The organism is Providencia sp. PROV150, assembly GCF_028481025.1.
GTDB classification, from domain to species: domain Bacteria; phylum Pseudomonadota; class Gammaproteobacteria; order Enterobacterales; family Enterobacteriaceae; genus Providencia; species Providencia hangzhouensis.
On the sequence record NZ_JAMPPJ010000012.1, the window covers coordinates 182,777 to 203,687 of the forward strand.

Sequence of the window (20,911 nt, forward strand, 5' to 3'; positions counted from 1 at the left end):
AAACTTTTGACTGTATGCGCTTTTTTTCAACATGTTAGCTAGTTTTTAATCGAAAACACATAAAATTATTAAGGTTAATGACTAATGCCAGCCTTAAATCAGATTTTGGCTGGCATTCACTATTGGAAAATTTTAACGTAGATAATTTTTCTGTGCTTTGTTCACTTTAATCAGGTAATTACGTGACTCTGCAGCAGGGTGCTTAGTGGACAAGGTTTCATACACTTCACCCGGTTCTAAATTATTAATACGCTGCGCGGCTTGCTTTTTATCGCTGTGGAACACCCGCAGAACGCTGCCTGCGCCGCCATTATATGCGGTAATAACAGCATAACGGCGTGAGGTTTGATTACGAATATCGCCTAAGTAGCTGTTTTGCAATATGGCTAAGTAAGCCGTACCCGTATCAATATTTTTTTCTGGGTCAAACAAATAGCTACGGCTAGGAACACCGGATTTCCCTTGTGAGCGGAAAACATCTTTGCCGGCGGTATTTGGCATAATTTGCATTAAACCAAGCGCATCAGAGCGGCTAACTGCATAAGGGTTGAAACTCGACTCAATTTGCATGATCGCGAGGATTAATGACTCATCAACACCATATTTGGCCGCAGATTTCTTAATATAAGGTAAGTATTTATGAGCCCGTTTATCTAAATGGTTTGGTACTAATTGCATAGTCACGGACCAAACAATATTCATACCAGACTGTCTGCGCTGCATTTTATTTTCAATCAGATAATCAGCAAACTTTGTGGCTCTCCATTCCCAACGAATCGCTTCTCCTGTGTTATCGAGCACTTGGCCAAATAAAAAGGGTTCTTTGCTGTGAGGAATATCATTGATATCAGAATAGAGGTCAATGGAATTGGGGTCGTCCCCCATTAATAAGGTGGTGACAATGGCTTTCTTTAAGTGCTGTGAAGGCTCTACCGCTGAAATAGTCTCAACCGTAATGGTCCCTGCATCAAAATTAATATGGCTACGAGTTCGGTATTCATCGGTATATTTTACGTAGTCTTTTGGACCCGCAATTAATACTTCTTTAATGCCCCAAATATTTTCAATATTGTGGGCAAATTGACCCATTAATATATCGAACCCATTGGTATCTTTGACATAATCAGGGTTAAAGTCAGATTTTTGCTTGCTAGAACAAGAAATAATTAGAGGGATCAACAAACTCAGCGCAAATAGTTTTTTCATACGATTCACAGTCTTGGGGCAAAAGTCTACCTACTAAGTAGGTAGACAAACAGATTATTTTTCAGGAGTATAGCCATCAATATGGATATCGTGGCCTTCAAACAAGAACTTAATCATTTCTTGTTCTAACATTTTACGGTCATCAGGGTTCATCGTATTAAGTTTCTTTTCATTAATGAGCATGGTTTGCTTTGTCATCCACTGACTCCACGCCTCTTTTGAAATCTCGTTAAAAATACGTTTTCCTAACTCACCTGGGTAAAGCTGAAAATCTTGTCCATCTGCATCACGTTGTAAAAATGTACAAAAAATGGTTCTACTCATTAATTTTTCCTCAAATATCAGGTAGTAAGGCGAGCTGTTTTAGTAAACTTTCAACAGGGGCAGCAAGGCCGATAGTTGCGCCTAAGTGTAAGTTATACCAGAGTCCTTTGCCTTCATCCATGGCAGAATTAAATGCCTGAATCTTAACTTTTACAGGGATAATATCTAAATGAAAATGGCTAAATGTGTGACGGAAAGAAATTAATTGCTCTAATTGAGTATACTCAAAGCCAGATTCGTTCAGCCAATCATTGAGTTGCTCTAAAGAATCAAACTGTGGAAAGGCAAATAACCCCCCCCAAATACCGGATGGTGGGCGTTGTTCTAACCACACATCATCGTCGTGCTGAATAATTAGAAACCAAGCACTCTTTTCAGGGATTTTCTGTTTTGGTTTTTTACCTGGGTAGTTTTGCCATGAATGATTAGCATAGGCCATACAGCCAAAATTAAGCGGGCATAGTTCGCATTTTGGTTTACTGCGAGTGCAGACCATTGCGCCTAAATCCATCATCGCTTGGTTAAAAAATTCAACTCCCACTTGTGGGGTGACATCAGTGCTGATTTCCCACAAACGGTTTTCGACTTCTTTTTTACCCGGCCAGCCATCAACCGCATAAACTCGAGCTAATACGCGTTTAACATTACCATCGAGGATAGGATAATGCTGTTTTTGCGATAATGATAAAATTGCCCCAGCAGTGGACCGGCCAACCCCGGGCAGCGCTAAAACCTCATCAAATGTAGTGGGAAATGAGCCACCATATTGAGTCGCGATCACTTGAGCGGTTTTATGGAGATTTCTAGCCCGGGCGTAATAGCCGAGCCCTGTCCATAAGTGCAAAACTTCATCAAGAGGAGCGTTGGCAAGGGCGGTCACATCCTCAAAGCGAGAGATAAACTTCTCAAAATAAGGGATTACAGTACTCACTTGGGTTTGTTGCAGCATAACTTCTGATAACCAAACATGGTAAGACGATTTTTCCTGTTGCCATGGCAACGTCTTACGACCATATTTGTGATACCAGTTAAGTACTGCAGATGAAAATTGTTGAGCTTCCATTAATAATTTTATTTTTTATTGATATTTCCAGTCATGGTAGGAATTGCAACATAGACGAAGGGGGCTGTAAACCGCTATTGTGTTGTTTAGTGTAAAGTTAGCGAATTATCAACTGCATCCTTGTGGAAGTTTTGCTAAACTCCGATATCCATCATGCCTCAAGGATAAAGTTAATCACTACAACTTGGGCATTTAGGGCTGTAAATTGATAGGTTTGGTAACCAATCACCTTATACACTTGATTGTTGGCACATTAACTTAATTGGGCACTCATTTTAGAACCTTTATTATGATCAATAATGTTATCTCCCCCGAATATAATGAAGATGGGCGGGTTATGCGCCGAGTCCGTAGTTTTGTCCGCCGTCAAGGGCGTCTGACAAAACGTCAGGAAGACGCATTAGAAAAAGAATGGGCAGAAAAAGGCATCGATTTTATCAATGAACCTTTTGATTTTGCCAAAGTATTCAATAACTCAAATCCAGTTACCTTGGAAATTGGCTTTGGGATGGGCGCCTCATTGGTGACCATGGCATCTCAAAATGCAGATAAAAACTTTTTAGGTATTGAAGTTCATGCTCCCGGTGTTGGCGCATGTTTAGCATCAGCAAAAGAAGAAAACGTCACCAATTTACGGGTGATGTGCCATGATGCAATAGAAGTTTTAGACTGCATGATCCCAAACGGCAGCCTTGCGATGGTTCAGTTATTTTTCCCTGACCCATGGCATAAAGCGAAACATAATAAGCGCCGTATTGTGCAAGTTCCGTTTGCAGAAAAAATTCGTAGCAAACTAGCTATCGGCGGTGTTTTCCATATGGCAACAGATTGGCAGCCTTATGCAGAGCATATGCTTGAAGTGATGACGAGTGTCGAAGGGTATAAAAACTTATCACCATCAGGTGATTACGTTCCTCGTCCAGAAACAAGACCAGAAACAAAATTTGAAAAGCGCGGCCAGCGGTTAGGGCACGGTGTATGGGATTTAATGTTTGAGAGGATCAAATAATGGCTAAACAACCACGTAGTCGTCGTTTACGTAAAAAATTACGCTTGGATGAGTTCCAAGAGTTAGGCTTTACTGTTAAGTGGAGCTTTAAAGAAGGTACGCCGATTGAGGAAGTTGACAGCACCGTTGACCAACTGATTGCAGAAGCGATTGAACCGAATGGTTTGGCGTTTGAAGCAAGTGGCTATATGAACTGGGAAGGGATCGTTTGCTTACAAAAAATTGGCAAATGTACCGAAGAGCACCGCCAACTTGTTGAAAATTGGCTAAAATCAAAAGGCATGAATGACATCGTTGTTTCTGAGCTGTTTGATGTCTGGTGGGAAGAATAATTTTATTGAGTTAATCTCAATAAATAAACTGAACTTTCAGTCGCTTGAAGAGGCATCCAAAAATTGGGTGCCTTTATTTTCTGTTGCAAATACTATCTGGAGTCAACGTTTTGAGCGCCATGTTTTCTAACCAGCTACTCAACGATATCCTAGACCAAGTTCGCCCACTGATTGGGCAAGGTTGTGTTGCAAATTATATTCCTGCTTTAGGTTGCGTACCTTCCCACCATTTAGGCATTGCGGTATCCACGATTGACGGTGATATTTTCACCGCAGGGGACGCATATCAACGTTTTTCAATTCAATCTATTTCAAAAGTATTAAGCCTCACGCTTGCAATGACACGTTATGAGGAAGAGGAAATTTGGAGCCGCGTAGGTAAAGAACCCTCAGGGCTACCCTTTAATTCGTTAATTCAAATTGAAATGGAAAAGGGGATACCTCGAAACCCGTTTATCAATGCGGGAGCCATTGTTATTGCTGATATGTTGCAATCACGCCTAAGCGCACCTAAACAGCGCATGCTAGAGTTTGTCCGAAAGTTGTCCTGTGAACCGGATATCAGTTATGACACGGTTGTCGCTCGTTCAGAATTGGAACACGCCAGTCGTAATGCAGCCATTGCTTATCTTATGAAATCTTTTGGAAATTTTGAAAATGATGTTTTAACGGTTCTCGAAACTTATTTTCATTATTGCTCTCTAAGTATGAACTGTGTTGAATTAGCGAGGTGTTTTTCCTATTTAACATCGCAAGGGATGTCATCTTGCTCCATTGACCCCATCATCACGCCACTACAATCAAGGCAAATCAACGCATTAATGATGACTTGTGGTATGTATGACGGTTCTGGTGAGTTTGCATTTCGGATAGGAATGCCCGGCAAGTCTGGTGTTGGTGGCGGTATTGTTTGTGTGGTTCCAAACCAATTTACCGTAGCGGTTTGGTCACCTGAGCTAGACTCGGCGGGGAACTCTTTAGTCGGCTGTGCGGCTTTAGAGTTATTATCGAAACGAATTGGGCGTTCTGTTTTTTAATTAATGCTCTACTAGGAGATTTTATGTTACGCCGTACATTAATTGCATTTTCACTCCTTGCTTGTGCGACGAGCCAAGCTGCAGATTATAACTGTTCTGTAACACCAAAGGATGACATCGTTATGACACCTGAAAGTGTGCAAGTTATTGGTGCAAGTGGCGATTTAAAAATTACGCCAAATGGTGATATCACGCTTAACGGTAAAAATGTTGCTGCAACAGTGGCCCAAAAGCAGCAAGCTATTCGTTACCAAGCCTCTATCCGTCAGGATTTACCTTGGATAAAACAAGAATCAGAAAAAAAATTATCAACTTCAAGGGAAACGATAGACAAAGTTGTTGTTAAAGTGGTTGGTAGCGATAGCAATATCCGTAACCGGTTAACAAAACTAGAAAAAGAGCTTAATGGGCAAATCAATCAAATTATTGAGACTCGCCCTAATGGTTATGTATTTCACCATGAAGCCATGAAAACCGTTGAAGCGAAAGGACGCGAGTTAGTTAATGAAAGCTTGGGTGGCATTTTACAAGACAGCATCAACGAAATGGGGCGCAAGCAATTATTATCGGGTGGTGATGCTAATAAAGCGCTACAAGGTATGTTAGGGAACTTAGGCGGGTTACAACAAGAGCTCGAATCTGAATGGAAAAAACAAGAGAAAAGCTTCCAGCAATTTGGCCAACAAGTTTGTTCTAAAGTAACCTCAATAGAGCAACAACGCGTCTCATTACTTAATTCAATCAAAAGTAGCTGATAGCACTAAAATCACAATAACCTTATGAGCAGTAATGTATTTTTTGTACATTACTGTTTTTTTATTTTATCTGTATTATCTCTATCATCAATTTGTGTGACATTAATTCCATTAATGGGAATGAAAATGAAATTGATTCTTATTTGATTGACATCTAAGCTGCTCACTTTACAATGCGGGTTTGGCTTAATGACTAAATTGGGATCATTTAAATGAAAAAGTTCATTCCTGCTCTGCTTGTTTCTGTGTTGTCATTCTCTGCGCCTTTCGCTCTCAGCGCTGAATCTACCACTTTCACGCCAAATGCGGTTACAGCACAAGGTGTTGAAAAAGTGACGATCAAACACCTATCAGGTGAAACTGAAGTCGTGAAAAAACCACAAAAAGTGGTTCTGTTTGATTTCGGTGTTTATGACTCAATGCAAAAACTCGGCTTAGGTGACAAGGTTGTTGCGCTACCAACTGGCAATGCTCCCGCTTATATAAAAGGCAGCATCCCTGCATCAATGGAAAATGCAGGTGGAATGAAACAACCTGATTTAGCCAAAATCGCGCAATTAAAACCTGACCTGATTGTGATCACGGGCCGTCAAGGTAAGTCTTATGATGAGTTATCAAAAATTGCACCCACCATCAATTTAGGCTCTGATAGCAAGCACTATATTGATTCTGTAAAAGCCAACATTGGTGTGATTGGTGAGCTCTATGGTAACCAAAAAGCGGTTGATGAGCAGTTGGTTCAATTAGATAAAGTCATCGCAGACGCCCAGAAGAAAGCGGCTGATTCCAATAAGAAAGTTTTAGTACTGATGCATAATGACGGCAAATTAATTCCAAATAGCCAAGCTGTTGTTTACAACGTTGTGAAAGCGCAACGCGCTGACCTACCTGTTGATGAAAGTGCAGATAAAGCAAAACGTCGTGTAGTGGATACCAAAACTATTGCTCAAGCGAATCCAGACGTGATCCTGATTGTTGACCGTAGCGAAGCGATTGGTGCAGGTAAACTGGATAAAACGGTATTTGAAGACAGCAATATTCAAGAAACCAAAGCTTATAAAGATGGCAAAATTACTTACCTGCAATCTGACTTATGGTATTTGTCAGGTGGTGGTTTAGTCAGCTTAACTGAACAAGTTAATGCGGTGGTGAATGCTTTATAACAGATATCTGCCACTGTCTTATTGATGGTGGCAATATGTATTACCTCAATTGTTATTCTTGTCTATTTCATTTTTATCTCTAAACAAAAGCCCACTTCAAATAAAGTGGGCTTTCATCTAATTTATAAGTGAAATGATTTATAAATAAATCGAATAACCGCTACTCTTCACCTAAAAATAACTCTAATAGGGAATTGAGAAACAATTTTCCATGCTCTGTGATCTGCCATTTATTCACGGTTTCTGTGATATAGCCTTTAGCTAAGGCTTCATCAATAGCCGCTCTAACTGTTGATTCTGGTAACCCTGTATATTGGGTAAATTCAGCGCGAGGCATAGCTTCAAGCAGGCGAAAGCGGTTCATGAAATATTCAAATGGCCTATCGGAGGCATCAACATCATAGGATTGGTGCATATAACGTCCCTCCATATAACCTCGAGGGTGTTTTGTTTTTACGGTTCGTAAAATTTGACCATCTTCAAAAGAAATTTTTCCATGAGCACCACAACCGATGCCTAAATAGTCACCAAAGCGCCAGTAATTGAGATTGTGTTGGCATTGGTAACCGGGTTTAGCATAGGCGGATGTTTCATATTGCTGATAACCTGCCGCGCTCAATAATTTATGGCCTTCGGTGTAAATATCCCACAGAGTATCGTCATCGGGTAATACCGGAGGACGTGAGCCAAATTGAGTGTTGGGTTCAATGGTTAATTGGTACCAAGACAGGTGCGGAGGTGCAAGTTCAATGGCTTGGCGCAGGTCAGATAAACCTTCAACTTGAGTTTGCGCAGGTAACCCATGCATTAAATCGAGGTTAAAGCTTCTTAAATTAAGATTAGTGGCCAACTGAGCGGCGCGTTTCGCTTCATCAGCGCCATGAATACGCCCTAAAGTGATTAATTTGTCATTACCGAAACTTTGTACACCAATAGAAATACGGTTGATTCCTGCCGCTTGGTAACCTGCAAAACGGCCAGCCTCAACAGTGCCGGGGTTTGCTTCCATGGTGACTTCTGCGTGAGGGTCTAAATCAACTCTCTGACGTACGCCATCCATTAATGCTTGCATTGACTCAGCACTTAATAAACTGGGTGTTCCACCCCCAATAAAAATGGTTTTTACCGAACGCCCTGCAACTAATTTTGCATCAATGTCTAAATCGGCCAACAAGTGTGCCACATATTCTTGCTGAGGAATTTCCCCCTTAAGTGTGTGCGAGTTGAAGTCACAATAAGGGCATTTTTGCACACACCAGGGGATATGGATATACAGGCTCAGCGGGGGTAATTTAAGCATTCTTCAGCGCATCCAACATCATTGTGAGGGCTCTTCCACGATGTGAAACGGCTTGTTTTTCTGCTTTTGTTAACTCTGCTGAGGTGCAACCTAATTCAGGAACATAAAATATAGGGTCATAACCGAAGCCACCTTGGCCTTTGCGTTCATGAGTTATGACACCGTGCCAGCGACCATGAAAAACCAACGGCGTTGGGTCTTCTGCATGGCGTAAATAGACCAGAACGCAGTTGAATTGAGCCTGACGTTGGTCGTCAGGCACATTTTTCATTGCTTCAAGTAATTTTATCAGGTTTTGCTCATCGGTCGCATCTTCCCCTGCATAACGTGCAGAGTAAATGCCAGGTGCGCCACCGAGTGCATCAACAGAAATTCCTGAATCATCAGCAATTGCGGGTAACCCGGTTTGTGCTGCTGCATGGCGTGCTTTTAAGATCGCATTTTCAATAAAGGTTAAGCCTGTTTCTTCTGCAGATTCAACACCTAATGAGGTTTGTGCGACGATATCCATCCCAAAATCACGTAGTAGGTCAGCTAACTCATTCACTTTCCCGGGGTTACCGGTGGCTAAAACAACTTTTTGCATTATTTAAAACTCGTTTTTACATAATACCAATGGAATACATCATTGCAGTCAATGATGGGTCAATCATCAGTGAGATATCAACACGCAGATAATTCAGTGCAATTAAAATAAACATCACAATCATTGCGGAGAAATCTAACCCGCCCATAGCAGGGATGATACGACGAATTGGCGCCATTAAAGGTTCTGTTAATTGGTATAATAAATAGTCTACAGGGTTACGGCCTTGGCTAACCCAGCTTAAAATTGCACGGATTAAAATCATCCAAAAAATCAATTTACCAGTATAGGTTAATAATAAAATCAGCCCCATAGGCAAAATACTTATGCCTAAAATAGGGAGCAAGTTAGTCGCCCACATACCAAAAATAATAGCTGCAATGGCTAAAATAAATGCCACAACCACTGAAGCGGTATCTATCGCGCCAAAAGAAGGAATGACTCGGCGCAATGGTGCGACGATAGGCTGTGTTGCTTTGACAACAAATTTCGAAAAGGGATTGTAAAAATCTGCACGCACCCACTGCATCCATACGCGCAGCAGTAATACAAAAATATACAGTTGAATCAGGGTAGTAACGACGAATACTAAGGTCTGCATGGTGAGTTCCGCGATTAATTTAAAAAAGTTTTTCCATTTCTTCCGCTCTGTTTATTGCGCTTTGCATTGCATCGGCAACAATCTGCGGAAGATTTCCATTATAAAATTGCTCTAAAGCCATCGCGGTGGTACCGCCTTTAGAGGTGACTTGTTCACGTAGAGTCGAAAAAGCCGTGTCATTTTGTGACTTAGCAAGTTCTACAGCCCCCTCAATCGCATGAAGAACGAGCTCTCTAGCTTGTTGTTTATCATAACCGAGTTGCTCTGCTTTTTGCTGCATTGATTCCATAAATAGAAAGAAATAGGCAGGAGAGCTACCAGTAATAGCAATAATGTTATTGATTTCTTGTTCTTGTTGGCACCAAATCGTTGAGCCGACACTTTGCATCAGTTCTTGTGCAAATTGTTTGTCTTGCTCTGAAACTTTCCCTTGAGCAAATAGCCCACTAACGCCTTTCCCTACCAATGATGGCGTGTTTGGCATGATGCGCACTAAATTCAGCGAATGAGCGAAATAGTCGTTATAACGTTCTGCTGGGATCCCAGCCGCAATGGTTAGGACTAATTTTTGCTCAAAATCAGCCGCATTTTGTAGTGGTTCACAGACTTCTTTCATCATTTGCGGCTTAACGGCAAGGACAATCACATCCGCAGCTTTGACAGCGGCTAAGTTATCATGACTGCTGATAATGCCATATTGTTCAGCCAGTTTATCTCGACGCACAGGTGTCGGAGAACACACCGTGATCATCGATGCAGGGTAACCATGGTTAACCAGCCCAGCAATGATGGCGTGAGCCATATTTCCGGCGCCGATGAAGGCAATTTTACGATGTTGCATTCTGTTCTCCTATTTATTGGTGATATTGGCGCGCGCCAAAAATAGCGGTTCCTATGCGAACAAGTGTTGAACCGCAATGGATTGCTGCACGCATATCGTCAGTCATCCCCATTGAAAGAGTGTCAACCGTGGGATAAGTGGTTTTTAATTGTTCAAATGCCTCATTCATCTGATGAAACACGGCACACTGGCGTTCATAATCCGTTTCAGGCGCAGGGATCGTCATCAGGCCGCGTAACACTAGGTTTGGCATAGTAGCGACCTGTGCAGCAAGTTCTGCGACTTCTGCTAGTGTTATACCCGATTTACTGTTTTCATCGCTGATATTAATTTGAATTAGCACATTGAGAGGGGCTTTTTCACTAGGACGTTGGTCATTTAAGCGCTGAGCAATTTTCGCTCTGTCTAAAGTATGAAACCAGTCAAAATGTTCAGCGACAAGGCGGCTTTTATTTGACTGTAATGGGCCAATAAAATGCCAAATAAGGTCATTTCTATGCGAAAAATATTGAATTTTCTCAACACCTTCTTGAACATAATTCTCACCAAATTGGCGCTGACCTGCCTCAATGGCTTCTGAAATAGCTTCACAAGATTTTGTTTTACTTACCGCGAGTAGCGTAATGTCCTGTGGTGAGCGCTGGCACTCTGCGGCAGCATGCTCAATACGCGCGGTGACATCAGAGATATTATTTTGAATGGTCATTATTTTATTCAATATGGTTTATTCAATACTATTTTATTCATGTCATACATGAATAGCGGCTGTTGACCATAGTGTAAAGCAAATTACATCAGAACGGCACCATGGCGTGAGGTTAAGCTAAAAATAACTACGCAAAATACGCAATAATTACATCTGTTGTTCAAACCAGCTTTCAAGGATCACCACGGCAGAGGCTGAATCAACTTTGCCTTTGCTTAGTGCTCGATAACCGCCTTGTTCAAAAAGGCCTGCTTTTGCTTCAACCGTGGAAAGACGTTCATCATGTAGTTCGACTTTAACACCAAAACGGCCATGAATTCGATTGGCAAAATTACGGGCTTGGCTTGTAACCAGTTGCTCCGTACCATCCATATTAAGGGGAAGCCCGACAATAACCAACTGTGGTTGCCATTCTTTAAGTAACTTTTCGATTTGTTGCCAATCAGGGCGGCCGTCACTGGCTTTCAATGAGGTTAATGGTCGTGCAGTACCTGTAATTTCTTGTCCAACTGCAACACCGATACTTTTGGTTCCAAAATCAAAGGCTAACAAAGTTCTTCCAGACATTAAGCATGCCCCGCTTGCATTGAAATTGTATGAATATCAACACCAATTAATTTAGCCGCGGCACTCCAGCGTTCATGAATGGGTGTGTCAAAAATAAGCTGAGGAGAAGCTTCAACGGTTAGCCAGCTATTTTCCATAATTTCACGCTCAAGTTGGCCTGGCTCCCAGCTTGCATAACCTAGTGCCACTAATGAGTTGGTAGGCGAGTGCTCACTTCCTAAAGTCTCTAAGATATCTTTTGACGTCGTCACCATAACGTCATCATTTAAATGCAGGCTAGATAAAAAGCCTTTAATTGGTGTGTGTAAGATAAACCCATGTTCTTCTGCAACAGGGCCTCCTGCAATGACGGGCTTTTTTAAATTACGGTTATCAATTTTATCTGAAATCGTAATTTCGAGTTTTTTGAGCATCGTATCGACAGAAAAGTCATCAATAGGTTTGTTAATCACGATCCCCATCGCCCCTTTTTCATTGTGCTCACACACATAAACGACCGACTGTTCAAAATAAGGGTCTGTTAAGGATGGCATGGCGATAAGAAAATGGTTTTGCAGATTCAAACTTAGACTCCAGCAAATTTAAAAACAATTGATAGAACACAATAAAAGGCAAAACTATAAGGTGGTAAATAAAACTGATGACTTTTACCGTTTGAAAACAATATATCTTGTTAAAACAATATATTGTGTGAAAAAAATAAAAATCATCAGTAAAGATAAACCACTGCTATAAATTATTTATTGAGACGGCGTTCAATGGCATCCATTAACATACCGGTAATGGAGATATCAAATGCGGCTTCAATTTCCCGTGCACACGTTGGGCTGGTCACGTTAATTTCAGTTAAACGGTCACCGATGATATCAAGACCAACAAAAATTAAGCCTTTTTCTTTTAATGTTGGCGCGACAGCACGCGCAATGGCCCAGTCACTTTCACTTAATGGACGCGCTTCCCCACGGCCACCTGCAGCAAGGTTACCTCGGGTTTCGCCTTGAGCTGGAATTCGTGCTAAACAATACGGAACGGGTTCACCATCAACAACTAAGACACGTTTATCACCATCTTTAATTGCTGGCAGGAAGTTTTGTGCCATGCAGTAACGGGAGCTATGTTCTGTTAGCGTTTCAATAATCACACCCACATTTGGGTCATCTTGTTTGAGGCGGAAAATCGAAGCGCCGCCCATACCATCGAGTGGTTTAAAAATGACATCGCCATGTTTTTGGTGAAATTCTCTCAACTTTTGTGGGCTGCGAGTGACTAATGTGTCCGGTGTTAATTCAGCAAACCAAGCCGTAAATAATTTTTCATTACAGTCGCGTAGGCTTTGCGGCTTATTCACAATTAAGGTGCCGGCTTGTTCTGCTCTTTCTAAAATATAAGTCGCATAGATAAATTCAGTGTCAAAAGGCGGGTCTTTACGCATTAAAATGGCATCAAGTGAACTTAGGGCGATATCTTGTTCTCCATGAAACTCATACCATTTTTCAGGGTTTTCTTCGACCGTCACGATTTTTGTTTGTGCGCGAGCTTCACCTTGGTGTAAATACAGGTCATTCATTTCCATATAATGGATTTCATAACCACGACGCTGAGCTTCCAACATCATTGCAAAACTGGTGTCTTTCTTGATTTTGATGGATGAAATAGGATCCATCACTATACCGAGCTTGATCATTTTTTCTCCTTACCCCAGATCACCTAAGCGCACTTGCAGTGCTGTGATAGCGGTTAGCGCAGTCGTTTCTGTTCGTAATACTCGAGGCCCTAACAGTATATCGGTAAATTGATAGTTTGCTGTCATGGCAATTTCGTCTGCTGACAAGCCACCTTCAGGGCCAATCAACAATCGTACTTTCTTTAGTTCAGTGGGTAGCGTATTAATACTTTCTGTTGCCCGTGGGTGTAAATTGACTTTAAACGCACCGTCATTCTCGGTGCACCAGGCTTCAAGGGTTTGCACTGGGCGAATTTCTGGAATTCGGTTGCGGCCGCATTGTTCACAGGCTGCAATTGCAATTTTTTGCCATTGTAGTAATTTTTTTTCGAGTCGTTCGCCATCTAAGCGAACACCACAACGTTCTGATAATAAAGGTGTTATTGTATTAACTCCGAGTTCGACAGATTTCTGGATGGTAAATTCCATTTTTTCCCCACGAGACATGACTTGCCCTAGGTGCAAATCGAGCGGGGATTCTCTATCATCAATTTGGCTATTTTCAATGTGTACGAATACGTTTTTTTTAGTTGCTTCAGTAATTTCAGCACTAAAGGTCTGATTGCTGCCATCAAAAAGTTCGAGTTTTTGGCCAGCAGTCATGCGTAGCACCCGGCCGACATGGTTTGCGGCATCATCACCAAGAGAAATTGTTGTATTTATTTGAAGAGGCTCTGGGTGATAAATGCGTGGAATGCGCATAGCTTTTCCTTAGTACAAACTGGGTTAATAAATAATATAACTTTGATGAATATGGGGGTTGAATTGTTAAACTCAAGCGCTGCTACCTAGTTTATAACGAAATACAGGCCTTTTATAGTATGTCTGTGCCATTAGCGACATCTTAAACTGTGATGAAGTCCACTAGGGGATACTGATATTCGAATAAACCGATTCTACTCTACGGAATTAAAGTGTTGGGGGCATCGGAAATTCACAGTATATTTATTTTTATCTCCATAAAGGAATAAGGAGTTAATATGAGGGAACTAATCTGTATTTTTATATCATCAGCTATATCTATTATTTCACCTTCTGAGCAGTTTATATTATCATGCCAAAATGAAAAATTTACAAATACGTTTGATTTTGTTTGTATTTTTTCTGTTTTGATTATGTTGTTAATCTCTTTTTTCTCGACTAAAAAGCTGCTTGTTTATTTACCAGTTGTTTTTTTTGATAAATCAAAAATTTTTATTAAAAATACTATTCTACTTCTAATATATGGCTTATTAATTTTTATAATATATTGGACGTCTGATGGTTTATATATGGTTTTATTTTTGACACTATATATTAATTTGATAATTCCATTATTCATCATTGATAATAAAATAGGTTATCTCCCTGATATTCTTACATACCCATTATTATGGTTGGGGCTGTTATATCAAATTCATTTGCCAAATGGGAATGTGGTTTCAGCTATTTACGCGGTGCTGATCAGTTACTTAGTTATGCTTATGGTGGTGACATTGGTTGAAAAACAAACGTCTCAGCCACAAATGGGGAGGGGGGATTTTAAACTCGTTGCCGCTTGTTCTGCCTGGCTTGGGGTTTGGCAGCTTCCTTACTTTTTGGGGACTGCCGCAGGGGTAGGGCTATTACAATATTGGGTAATCTATGGGTTATTGCCTAAAATATATCAAAAGAAGCAACAGGCGAATCAGGCCTACCCTGAGACATTATCTGGGGAAAAAATAGCTAAAAAAACGAAGATGATCCCATTTGGTCCCGCGCTAATTATTAGCGCTAGCATATGGTTGTATTTATCAATAATTGAATATTAAATTAAAAGACAACCATACGTGCATGCATGAAAGGGGTGAGTAAAAATCGGAGTTGTAGTTGTTAAGACGCTGCTGTTACTAGAGAGTCTAAAAACTGCTGCCATTTACTCGGCTCACCGAGGTAATTTTGTAATGGAACACGCAACCATCTATCCTGTTGTTGTATTAACAGTGTTGGAAAACCGGATGCACCTGACTGCGCTAACAGAGTCTTACTTGTTCCAATGTGGGCCGCAGTTTCATGTTGCTCACACTCACTGTAGTCGGACACATACTGGGTTACATCGAGGCCAATTTCTTTGGCGAGCTCAAGAAGTACCGCGGTATCTTTAATATGGCGTCCTGAAATGTAGTGTGCTTTTTGAATGGCTTTAAGCATTTCAAAGCCTTTGCCTTGCTTGGTTGCCGCTAATATAGCGGTTTGCGGTGGTGTTGAGTCCATAACCAAATTAGGTTCGTGTAGCATTTTTATATAGTCATCGCCAAACACTTGCCCTGTCATTGATGCAATGCGCTTATCGGATTGCAGAATATATTGGCGAAAATTATCATCTAAATGTAGACGAGCGTCACCTGCTAGCATGCCTCCACCATGCATTTCAATGTTGATACTTGGGTGTTGCTTGGCAATTTCGACTAAAGGCGCAGCGGCATAGCACCAGCCGCAATAAGGGTCATAAATATAGTGTAGGGTGATGTTACTCATAATCGTTCTCTTTATTTGCTATTTTTAAGTAATTTGAATTAAGTTGTATCATTATCAAAAAATTAATACCACTATCATTCGGTTAAATCAGCCAAATTGCTTTTAGTAAGTCATTCAGTGTGCAGATACGGGGCATACCGCGCAACTGGCTGAAATAGTGAATATTACTTAATTACTGAGGCCATTTCATTTCGCCTTTAATGACTTTTGCACTAAGTTCTAAGCTTGATTTATCATCTAATTGTGGATACTTCGCTGCAACTTTTTGGATGAGCTCACCTGAGTTTTTACTTGTTTTATATGCACTTTCAAAGTCCTGTAAATATTTTTGAGTGAAAGAAACCGTCGCTACATCTAATTTAGACGCCCCCGTAAAGTGGCCGGGAACAACGGTTGCTGGGTTCAGAGCTTTGATGTCTTTTAATGTTTGCAGCCAATTTTTGCGTGACTCTTCTGTTTGGGTATCTGCTACCCAAACATGAATATTGTCAGAAACAGTAACGCCACCCACAACGGCTTTTAATGATGGAACCCAGAGATAAGTTCTATCTGGTGACACGCCATCAAGGCCTTTAATTTCAAGTTTTTCGCCATCAACGGTGAAGTAGTCTCCTTTAATCACTTCAGGGACGATAACATGGGCAGGGGCTTCATCTTTTAATACACCGCCCCAGTAAGCCAGCTTGCCATCTTTAGTGGCTTTAATGGCTTCAACTGTGTTTGCTGTTGCGATCACTTTAGCCTCTGGGAAGGCGTTTGTTAGGGTATCTAGCCCAAAATAGTAGTCTGGGTCAGAATGGCTAATGTAAATCGTAGTTAATTTTTTATTGAGTTTTTTAATCTTATCAACCAATTGTTGTGCATCATTTTTTTGAAATTGTGCATCAATCAACACCACTTCACTTGAACCGCTAATTATTTCAGAGGAAACTGGAAATACGCTGTTATTTCCAGGGTTATAAACATCTAGTGTGAGTGTTTCAGCTTGGGCCAGATTTATCGTTGTGGCAAATAGCGCGGTTGCCGCTAATAAGGTCAATTTCATGTTGTATCCTAAAATGAAGTTATACAGAAAAGTTTGTTTTGCATGTCGTGTATACTAAATTGCAATGATGATATGAAAAACCCCATAATTAGGTGTTGTTTGTTGCATAATTCGGTCAAATGAGAATGGTATGGATAGATTAAAAGCGGCTGAGGTATTTATTACTATCGTTGAACAAGGCAGCCTAAGTGGAGCCGCAGAAAAACTGGATATGTCTAGAGCGATGGTGACACGCTATTTGTCAGAAATGGAGCAATGGGCGGGAGTACGTTTATTAAATCGCACCACACGGAAATTAAGTCTAACTTCAGCAGGGGAAGGGGTATATCAACAATCTTTGCAACTTAATGCGATTTCCCAAATGGTGCCTGTGCAGCAAGAGCTTGATGCAAAAGCATTATCTGGTTTAGTGCGTATTAGTTGTTCACAATCAATCGCCCAAAGTGCGCTTTCTGTGGCTATTTCTGAGTTTATGAAGCTCTACCCGAATATGGCTATTGATATGCAAATATCGAATAAATCGGTAAATTTGATAGAAGAACGAATTGATTTGGCAATCCGTATCACGAATCAATTGGAACCGAGTTTAATCGCAAAATCCTTGTCAACTTGCCATTCTGTCATTTGTGCTTCACCTGACTTTTTAAAAGGAAAAAAACAGCCTGAAAAGCCAGAGGATTTAGTTTTGCTTGATTGCTTAACCTACAATTTTTTTGGTCGTAGCTTATGGGTATTTGAAAAAGCAGGCATGCAGCATAGAGTGTTAGTTGATGGGCGCTTAAGTGCTAACGAATCCGTATTTCTCGCTGAAGCAGCATTGCAGGGGGCGGGTATCTCTATGCAACCTTATTATTCAGTTGCTAATCATTTGGCTTCGGGTGAGTTAGTTCAGTTATTACCTGAATATACTCCAATGCCACTAGGTATTTACGCTGTGTATACTAGCCGCCAAAAAATGCCAACCGCCCTGAGGGTGGTGATTGATTATCTCGCTAATTGGTTTGAAACTTCACCTCATTGGCAGTTATTGATGCAACAGCGCGGAAGTTAGCTGAGTTTTTATTTGATTAAAGTTATCCTCTAAATGTTGAGTAAAAATATTGGTCAATTGTGATGAAGGGCGGTGAATTGGCCTTATTAAACTAACAGTAAAAGGAATCGAAAAACTGAGTGGGCGTAGAGCTAACTTCCCAGCTGATTGTTGATGGAAATCTAATGCAGTTAACGGGTTAACAATAGAAACTCCAATCCCTTTTAGTGCCATAGCGCAAATGGATGATGCCGAATGCGTTTCCATGACCATTTTTCGTTCGACGTGGTGTTCCGCAAAGGTTGAGTCAATCAACTGACGGTAGCTGTCAGTTAATGACAGGCTAATAAAACGTTGGCCTTGAAAATCGCTGGGTGTTAACACTTCTTTTTGGGTTAAAGGGTGGCTCGCCGGTAAGACACACACTTCATTTAAACTTCCTAGTGTTTGTTGTTCAGTTCCTGGTGGCATTTGTAGATGCTCTGTTAAGCCGAAATCGTAACGTTGGGCTGACAACCATTCCTCTAATACAGGGGACTCTTGTGGGATCACCGTGATGCTGACATCAGGGTAATTTTCCATAAACGATTGGCAAACCTGAGGTAATAAAGATTGGGCGAAAGCCGGTAGACAGGTTATCGATATTTGCGCATGTTCGAAACGCCGGATGGTTTCCGCTGAATTTTTAATGCGTTCTAAACCATAATAGGAGCGTTCAACCTCTTCAAGAAACCGTAAACCTTGTGCAGTAGGTTGTAACCGCCCTTTGACTCTATCGAATAACTTAAACTGTAAAAGGTATTCTAAGCGAGCAAGTTCACGGCTGATAGTGGGTTGTGAAGTGTTCAGCAGCGCAGCGGCTTCCGTCAGGTTGGGGGTGGTCATCACCGCACGGAATATTTCGATGTGCCGCCATGAAATGGCTTGCATAAAAAGTCCTTAAATAAAATCCATATCAAATATGAATAGACTTTAGCAAAATAGATATTTTTTTTCCCGTATTATTCTTTGAATAATAGCTTTTAATATAATAAAAACTTGCAAACGAGAAAGACAATGACTTCATTCGCAACGACAACAAGCCAATATTTAACCCCTGAGTATTTACGCGCATTACCTGAGCAGTATGGTAGCCCTGTTTGGGTTTATGATAGCGCGGTGATCATTGAGCGTATCAAGCAATTACAAGTTTTTGATACCGTGCGCTTTGCACAAAAAGCGTGCTCGAATATTCATATCCTGCGCTTAATGAAACAACAAGGCGTTAAAGTCGATTCCGTTTCCTTAGGGGAGATTGAACGTGCGCTGGTGGCAGGGTTCCAGCCTGGGCGTGAAAACTCAGAAATCGTCTTTACAGCGGATGTGCTCGATAGAGCGACATTAGCGAAAGTCACTGAGTTAGATATCCCTGTGAATGCTGGCTCGATTGATATGCTTGAACAAATTGGCGAGCAAAAAGCTGGCCATCCTGTTTGGCTGCGTATCAACCCTGGTTTTGGTCACGGTCATAGCCAAAAAACTAATACTGGCGGCGAAAATAGTAAGCACGGTATTTGGCATGAAGACTTATCTTTAGCGTTAGAAAAAATTCGCCATTATAATTTGTCATTGGTTGGTATTCATATGCATATTGGTTCTGGGGTTGACTATCAACATCTTGCCGATGTGTGTGATTCTATGGTGGCGCTAGTCACAACCGCAGGGGTTGACCTTCATGCCATTTCAGCAGGTGGTGGGTTATCAACCCCTTATCGTGAAGGTGATGAATTAATCGATGTGCAGCATTATTACAGCTTATGGGATAACGCTCGCCAACGTATCGAACAACACTTAGGGCACAAAATTGAACTTGAAATAGAACCTGGCCGATATTTGGTTGCGGAATCAGGCGTATTGTTAGCTGAAGTACGAGCCGTTAAAGATATGGGTAGCCGCCACTATGTGCTTGTAGACAGTGGTTTTAATGACCTAATGCGCCCAGCGATGTATGGCAGCTATCACCATATTTCAGTATTACCCACGGATGGACGTAACGTTGATGGGGCTCAACTAAAAGACACTATTGTCGCTGGCCCTCTGTGTGAATCAGGAGATGTATTTACCCAGTTAGAGGGCGGTTTAGTGGTAACCCGCGCTTTACCCGAGGTGAAAGTTGGCGATTTTCTGGTTTTTCATGACACTGGCGCTTATGGTGCATCCATGTCATCAAACTACAATAGCCGCCCATTATTACCCGAAGTGATGTTTGTGAATGGCAAACCACAATTGATTCGCCGTCGCCAAACGATAGAGGAATTATTGGCGTTGGAGTTGTAATTTAAATAATTCCTCAAAAAATTAATGGATCCAGCTATTAAATAAATGGCTGGATTTTTTTGTTTTTAATTAAGGTTAAAACTACTCTTTTAGGTTATTTACAATACTTTTTTATATGTAAAAATAAATTTATTTTCTTCTAATGATTGATTTTATTTAAATGAGAATAATATGAAATTGATGATTTTTATACTTGGCTTAGCCTTTTTAGAGTGTAAAGCTAATGATTTTAAAAGAGATATCATTATGCCATCATATAGGATGTTATCATTTAATTATGATAGTAAGTATTTAATATATGAACCATCTATTAGTGATGAGTACCCACCACCAAGAAATGAAAAAGATTTCTTTTTGTTAGTTGAAAAGGCTGCATCAGGAGATTCAAATAGTAATTTATTATTATTTAAATTATTCCTTAAGGATTCTAATTGCAAGTATTTTGATTTTAAACCGTCGATACCTAATTTCATCTGCAAAAAAGCTGTTAATTACTTAATTGAATCAGTTAATATAAATCCTGATAATAATATGGCGTTATTTGAAATGAGTAAACTTTATCATAAAGGGGTTGTATTGAATGAAAATGAAAATAAAGCAAATCTAATTCTAGATAAAATAATAAAAAAAGGAGGGAGAGATTCTGTATTAGTCTGTGATTACTTAGTTGAAATTACTCTTTTTGATGATGATGGAAATATAAAAAATATTGATAAATCTAGATATTATGCAGATATTGGTGCTAAAAATGGTAGCGAAAAATGTAAAAAATATCTCAATGATATAGATAACTATATGAGAAATTAATAGA

General features: G+C 40.5%; 24 protein-coding genes. 9 read left to right on the forward strand and 15 right to left on the reverse strand.

Annotated elements, in window-relative coordinates:
- Window positions 1–132 precede the first annotated feature (132 nt).
- Genes mltC through mutY form a run of 3 tightly spaced genes read right to left on the reverse strand, consistent with a single transcriptional unit; the run spans window position 133 to window position 2,593 of the window.
- Window positions 133–1,206, reverse strand: a complete 1,074-nt coding sequence (mltC, locus tag PSE83_RS10305; protein ID WP_004264664.1) for a membrane-bound lytic murein transglycosylase MltC — start codon at window positions 1,204–1,206, stop codon at window positions 133–135.
- A 54-nt stretch (window positions 1,207–1,260) separates the two neighbouring features.
- Window positions 1,261–1,530, reverse strand: a complete 270-nt coding sequence (locus PSE83_RS10310) for an oxidative damage protection protein (RefSeq protein WP_004264665.1) — start codon at window positions 1,528–1,530, stop codon at window positions 1,261–1,263.
- 10 nt (window positions 1,531–1,540) lie between these two features.
- Entirely contained in the window at window positions 1,541–2,593 is a 1,053-nt protein-coding gene (mutY, locus tag PSE83_RS10315; RefSeq protein ID WP_164564667.1) for an A/G-specific adenine glycosylase, read from the reverse strand.
- A gap of 289 nt (window positions 2,594–2,882) precedes the next feature.
- Between mutY and trmB the strand changes: the two genes are divergently transcribed.
- The 5 genes from trmB to PSE83_RS10340 all read left to right on the forward strand — a co-directional run bounded on the left by trmB (window position 2,883) and on the right by PSE83_RS10340 (window position 6,889).
- Window positions 2,883–3,602, forward strand: coding sequence for a tRNA (guanosine(46)-N7)-methyltransferase TrmB (trmB, locus tag PSE83_RS10320; protein WP_004264669.1), 720 nt, complete (start codon window positions 2,883–2,885; stop codon window positions 3,600–3,602).
- Complete coding sequence (locus tag PSE83_RS10325) at window positions 3,602–3,934, forward strand: YggL family protein (protein ID WP_164564669.1); 333 nt, start codon at window positions 3,602–3,604, stop codon at window positions 3,932–3,934. Before trmB ends, PSE83_RS10325 begins: the two co-directional genes overlap by 1 nt.
- A gap of 110 nt (window positions 3,935–4,044) precedes the next feature.
- Window positions 4,045–4,971 (forward strand): glutaminase B, encoded by a 927-nt coding sequence (glsB, locus tag PSE83_RS10330; RefSeq protein ID WP_094962054.1) that lies wholly within the window; start codon window positions 4,045–4,047, stop codon window positions 4,969–4,971.
- Between the two features lie 23 nt (window positions 4,972–4,994).
- Window positions 4,995–5,726: a DUF2884 domain-containing protein gene (locus PSE83_RS10335; RefSeq protein ID WP_004264680.1), complete on the forward strand. Its 732-nt coding sequence runs from the start codon at window positions 4,995–4,997 to the stop codon at window positions 5,724–5,726.
- 212 nt (window positions 5,727–5,938) lie between these two features.
- Window positions 5,939–6,889, forward strand: coding sequence for a siderophore ABC transporter substrate-binding protein (locus tag PSE83_RS10340; RefSeq protein WP_004264683.1), 951 nt, complete (start codon window positions 5,939–5,941; stop codon window positions 6,887–6,889).
- Between the two features lie 160 nt (window positions 6,890–7,049).
- On the opposite strand, the gene hemW is transcribed toward PSE83_RS10340, so the two are convergent.
- The 9 genes from hemW to rsmE form a co-directional block, all read right to left on the reverse strand.
- Window positions 7,050–8,189, reverse strand: coding sequence for a radical SAM family heme chaperone HemW (gene hemW / locus PSE83_RS10345; RefSeq protein WP_004264684.1), 1,140 nt, complete (start codon window positions 8,187–8,189; stop codon window positions 7,050–7,052).
- Window positions 8,182–8,775 (reverse strand): XTP/dITP diphosphatase, encoded by a 594-nt coding sequence (locus PSE83_RS10350; protein ID WP_094962051.1) that lies wholly within the window; start codon window positions 8,773–8,775, stop codon window positions 8,182–8,184. Before PSE83_RS10350 ends, hemW begins: the two co-directional genes overlap by 8 nt.
- Before the next feature lie 16 nt (window positions 8,776–8,791).
- Window positions 8,792–9,376 carry a YggT family protein gene (locus PSE83_RS10355; protein ID WP_094962050.1) on the reverse strand — a complete coding sequence of 195 codons (585 nt, stop codon included), beginning with the start codon at window positions 9,374–9,376 and terminating at the stop codon, window positions 8,792–8,794.
- A 19-nt stretch (window positions 9,377–9,395) separates the two neighbouring features.
- On the reverse strand, window positions 9,396–10,217 hold the full coding sequence (gene proC, locus PSE83_RS10360) for a pyrroline-5-carboxylate reductase (RefSeq protein ID WP_004264693.1): 822 nt from the start codon (window positions 10,215–10,217) through the stop codon (window positions 9,396–9,398).
- A gap of 13 nt (window positions 10,218–10,230) precedes the next feature.
- Window positions 10,231–10,923, reverse strand: coding sequence for a YggS family pyridoxal phosphate-dependent enzyme (locus PSE83_RS10365; RefSeq protein ID WP_272660839.1), 693 nt, complete (start codon window positions 10,921–10,923; stop codon window positions 10,231–10,233).
- A 147-nt stretch (window positions 10,924–11,070) separates the two neighbouring features.
- Entirely contained in the window at window positions 11,071–11,490 is a 420-nt protein-coding gene (gene ruvX / locus PSE83_RS10370; RefSeq protein ID WP_004264697.1) for a Holliday junction resolvase RuvX, read from the reverse strand.
- On the reverse strand, window positions 11,490–12,053 hold the full coding sequence (locus tag PSE83_RS10375; protein WP_094962048.1) for a YqgE/AlgH family protein: 564 nt from the start codon (window positions 12,051–12,053) through the stop codon (window positions 11,490–11,492). The genes ruvX and PSE83_RS10375 overlap by 1 nt, the downstream gene beginning before the upstream one ends.
- A gap of 173 nt (window positions 12,054–12,226) precedes the next feature.
- Window positions 12,227–13,174 carry a glutathione synthase gene (gene gshB / locus PSE83_RS10380; protein ID WP_004264707.1) on the reverse strand — a complete coding sequence of 316 codons (948 nt, stop codon included), beginning with the start codon at window positions 13,172–13,174 and terminating at the stop codon, window positions 12,227–12,229.
- Between the two features lie 9 nt (window positions 13,175–13,183).
- Complete coding sequence (gene rsmE / locus PSE83_RS10385) at window positions 13,184–13,915, reverse strand: 16S rRNA (uracil(1498)-N(3))-methyltransferase (protein WP_004264709.1); 732 nt, start codon at window positions 13,913–13,915, stop codon at window positions 13,184–13,186.
- A gap of 569 nt (window positions 13,916–14,484) precedes the next feature.
- On the opposite strand from rsmE, the gene PSE83_RS10390 reads away from it, so the two are divergent.
- Entirely contained in the window at window positions 14,485–15,003 is a 519-nt protein-coding gene (locus tag PSE83_RS10390) for a prepilin peptidase (RefSeq protein ID WP_272660840.1), read from the forward strand.
- Window positions 15,004–15,064: 61 nt separating this feature from the next.
- Here the strand turns inward: PSE83_RS10390 and PSE83_RS10395 are convergent, their stop codons facing one another.
- Entirely contained in the window at window positions 15,065–15,709 is a 645-nt protein-coding gene (locus tag PSE83_RS10395) for a DsbA family protein (RefSeq protein ID WP_164455138.1), read from the reverse strand.
- Between the two features lie 172 nt (window positions 15,710–15,881).
- Window positions 15,882–16,754 (reverse strand): MBL fold metallo-hydrolase, encoded by an 873-nt coding sequence (locus PSE83_RS10400; RefSeq protein ID WP_272660841.1) that lies wholly within the window; start codon window positions 16,752–16,754, stop codon window positions 15,882–15,884.
- A 130-nt stretch (window positions 16,755–16,884) separates the two neighbouring features.
- Between PSE83_RS10400 and PSE83_RS10405 the strand changes: the two genes are divergently transcribed.
- Window positions 16,885–17,805: a LysR family transcriptional regulator gene (locus PSE83_RS10405; RefSeq protein WP_206277922.1), complete on the forward strand. Its 921-nt coding sequence runs from the start codon at window positions 16,885–16,887 to the stop codon at window positions 17,803–17,805.
- Here PSE83_RS10405 and PSE83_RS10410 read toward each other — a convergent pair.
- Window positions 17,779–18,714: a LysR family transcriptional regulator gene (locus PSE83_RS10410; RefSeq protein ID WP_094962044.1), complete on the reverse strand. Its 936-nt coding sequence runs from the start codon at window positions 18,712–18,714 to the stop codon at window positions 17,779–17,781. The two genes, PSE83_RS10405 and PSE83_RS10410, sit on opposite strands and share 27 nt — an antisense overlap.
- A gap of 126 nt (window positions 18,715–18,840) precedes the next feature.
- On the opposite strand from PSE83_RS10410, the gene lysA reads away from it, so the two are divergent.
- Both lysA and PSE83_RS10420 read left to right on the forward strand, forming a co-directional pair.
- A complete protein-coding gene (gene lysA, locus PSE83_RS10415) occupies window positions 18,841–20,100 on the forward strand; it encodes a diaminopimelate decarboxylase (RefSeq protein ID WP_004264731.1) in 1,260 nt (419 codons plus the stop codon).
- A 171-nt stretch (window positions 20,101–20,271) separates the two neighbouring features.
- Window positions 20,272–20,907: a hypothetical protein gene (locus tag PSE83_RS10420; protein WP_004264733.1), complete on the forward strand. Its 636-nt coding sequence runs from the start codon at window positions 20,272–20,274 to the stop codon at window positions 20,905–20,907.
- Window positions 20,908–20,911: the final 4 nt, after the last annotated feature.

Bases quoted from the DNA above. Each gene is read 5' to 3' on its own strand.
- gshB (WP_004264707.1), bottom strand. From the start codon at position 13,174: ATGATCAAGCTCGGTATAGTGATGGATCCTATTTCATCCATCAAAATC.
- proC (WP_004264693.1), bottom strand. From the start codon at position 10,217: ATGCAACATCGTAAAATTGCCTTCATCGGCGCCGGAAATATGGCTCAC.
- lysA (WP_004264731.1), top strand. From the start codon at position 18,841: ATGACTTCATTCGCAACGACAACAAGCCAATATTTAACCCCTGAGTAT.
- mutY (WP_164564667.1), bottom strand. From the start codon at position 2,593: ATGGAAGCTCAACAATTTTCATCTGCAGTACTTAACTGGTATCACAAA.
- PSE83_RS10355 (WP_094962050.1), bottom strand. From the start codon at position 9,376: ATGCAGACCTTAGTATTCGTCGTTACTACCCTGATTCAACTGTATATT.
- trmB (WP_004264669.1), top strand. From the start codon at position 2,883: ATGATCAATAATGTTATCTCCCCCGAATATAATGAAGATGGGCGGGTT.
- PSE83_RS10365 (WP_272660839.1), bottom strand. From the start codon at position 10,923: ATGACCATTCAAAATAATATCTCTGATGTCACCGCGCGTATTGAGCAT.
- PSE83_RS10395 (WP_164455138.1), bottom strand. From the start codon at position 15,709: ATGAGTAACATCACCCTACACTATATTTATGACCCTTATTGCGGCTGG.
- PSE83_RS10325 (WP_164564669.1), top strand. From the start codon at position 3,602: ATGGCTAAACAACCACGTAGTCGTCGTTTACGTAAAAAATTACGCTTG.
- mltC (WP_004264664.1), bottom strand. From the start codon at position 1,206: ATGAAAAAACTATTTGCGCTGAGTTTGTTGATCCCTCTAATTATTTCT.
- PSE83_RS10310 (WP_004264665.1), bottom strand. From the start codon at position 1,530: ATGAGTAGAACCATTTTTTGTACATTTTTACAACGTGATGCAGATGGA.
- PSE83_RS10335 (WP_004264680.1), top strand. From the start codon at position 4,995: ATGTTACGCCGTACATTAATTGCATTTTCACTCCTTGCTTGTGCGACG.
- PSE83_RS10420 (WP_004264733.1), top strand. From the start codon at position 20,272: ATGAAATTGATGATTTTTATACTTGGCTTAGCCTTTTTAGAGTGTAAA.
- PSE83_RS10390 (WP_272660840.1), top strand. From the start codon at position 14,485: ATGGTTTTATTTTTGACACTATATATTAATTTGATAATTCCATTATTC.
- PSE83_RS10350 (WP_094962051.1), bottom strand. From the start codon at position 8,775: ATGCAAAAAGTTGTTTTAGCCACCGGTAACCCCGGGAAAGTGAATGAG.
- rsmE (WP_004264709.1), bottom strand. From the start codon at position 13,915: ATGCGCATTCCACGCATTTATCACCCAGAGCCTCTTCAAATAAATACA.
- hemW (WP_004264684.1), bottom strand. From the start codon at position 8,189: ATGCTTAAATTACCCCCGCTGAGCCTGTATATCCATATCCCCTGGTGT.
- PSE83_RS10340 (WP_004264683.1), top strand. From the start codon at position 5,939: ATGAAAAAGTTCATTCCTGCTCTGCTTGTTTCTGTGTTGTCATTCTCT.
- PSE83_RS10400 (WP_272660841.1), bottom strand. From the start codon at position 16,754: ATGAAATTGACCTTATTAGCGGCAACCGCGCTATTTGCCACAACGATA.
- ruvX (WP_004264697.1), bottom strand. From the start codon at position 11,490: ATGTCTGGAAGAACTTTGTTAGCCTTTGATTTTGGAACCAAAAGTATC.
- PSE83_RS10405 (WP_206277922.1), top strand. From the start codon at position 16,885: ATGGATAGATTAAAAGCGGCTGAGGTATTTATTACTATCGTTGAACAA.
- PSE83_RS10410 (WP_094962044.1), bottom strand. From the start codon at position 18,714: ATGCAAGCCATTTCATGGCGGCACATCGAAATATTCCGTGCGGTGATG.